Source organism: Ferrovum myxofaciens, assembly GCF_000735045.1.
Lineage (GTDB): Bacteria > Pseudomonadota > Gammaproteobacteria > Burkholderiales > Ferrovaceae > Ferrovum > Ferrovum myxofaciens.
In genome coordinates this window covers 1-1,582 of the sequence record NZ_JPOQ01000201.1, presented here as the reverse complement: position 1 = coordinate 1,582, position 1,582 = coordinate 1, and the positions used below count along the sequence as shown (strand labels likewise).

Genomic DNA, 1,582 nt, shown 5'->3' with positions numbered 1-1,582 from the left:
ACAAAAACCGGGCGACAAAAACTCAGCCGAATGGAAATTCGTTGAGGTTTTGAAAGACTGGCCGGTCAAATTCATGTCGATTCGGTCTTGGGTGAAAGTTTTTCAATAACGAACACGGATTCAGGTTATTGTAAGCGAACAGCGGCCCTCTGGCCTGGCTAAATTGTTAGCCATTCACCAGCCAAGGGCAGCGGTGGGTTGATAGGGTGAATTTGTCGCACAGAATTTCTTGCCGGATTGCGGACATTCGCCAAGGGCGGCTGTGTCTCGACTGTACACATTCGAATTTTCAAGAAGCCGACATTCCAGCAAGCTGATCCGAGCACTTTTTCAGCAAACCGCCAGCGTCCGTTTTGGCCGACCTCCAGTCCGTGGGTTGACGCGCCAAGCGTCCGCTCAACTCAGATACCTGCCTTTGAACCCATGACAGTTCATCCGGCAGCAATGAGGCGATTGCCGTCTGTGGAATTGCGAAGGGCACCGACAGCAGAGAACCTGAACCAGCCTGCCAGGCGTTCCTAATTCATGCCATTCAAACGGCCGCAGGACTCTGAAACCTGCCATACCGCCTATGCGAATTGCTCGGCCTCAGCGGTCATTGAGGGCGTGCTGCTTGAATGACAGCCACACTACGCATTGCCGACGTTTGATGCGAAAATGATTTTATTTTGGTGACGCGATATCTTCCCTGACACCGGGGGATACGGTCAGATATAAACTTTACGCGTGATCACGCGAGGCGCATCGTTGCGAAGCCAATCGAAAAAATCTGGCAATCAGGTGGAGCAGCAATGTATAGGCATTGATCAGATAAACACTACTCATTTGGGCGCTTCAAGAATGAAATCAAAGTCTCGGCTGCGATACGCTGTCCGTTCGATGCCCAATGAGTGTCATCCGGAAAGTAAACATCCTGTTCGCCTGAACGTACCGCAGTTATCAATGCTTTATCAAAACGTGGCATTAACTCGGGATGAAGGTCCGAGAATATAGACAAAAGGCTGACATGCTGAAACTTTTGATCGCGCAGAAAGTCTGCATAAACCGTTAGTTTATCCGGTGGTACCATGAGAACGAAGCGAGTGTAGCCATTGGCCTCAACTTGTCGGCGCATAGCCTCAATACGGCAATCCATTTCGTCCAACCCCATGTCACTCCACCATTTTACTTTCTTTACATCAGCGTCATATATCAATATCGAGGACTGATTGCTGCTTGAGAAAGGCACAGGTCTGTCAGTATCGAGCCTATACACTTGAGGATGTGCAACTTTGTCGAACAACAGATTATGCTTCAGGTATTCAAGAACGAAACTGGGGTTTATTTCACTCAACTTGTTTTCTCTATTTAGTTGTCGAGTAATACCAGAAAGATGGCTTTCCCAATTCCAAGATACAGCCTGAGTTATTGCAGTGGCTGTAACTGGGCGGGCATTTAATGCCAAGTTCTTACATGTTTTGTCCTGATTATGTCTCTATCTCAGGTCGCACTAGATAACTGTACGGATATACAGTATACTGACCTCTTGCGAAAACCGTTTGAGGTGAACCATGGCGATCAACAGTATCCAGTTTCAGAAGGG

General features: G+C 48.0%; 1 protein-coding gene. It reads right to left on the bottom strand.

The window, feature by feature from the left end:
• Positions 1-817: 817 nt before the first annotated feature.
• The gene (locus tag IV91_RS0112790) at positions 818-1,444 is read right to left on the bottom strand and encodes an alginate O-acetyltransferase AlgX-related protein (RefSeq protein WP_150112492.1); all 627 of its coding nucleotides are present in this window, start codon (positions 1,442-1,444) and stop codon (positions 818-820) included.
• Positions 1,445-1,582: the final 138 nt, after the last annotated feature.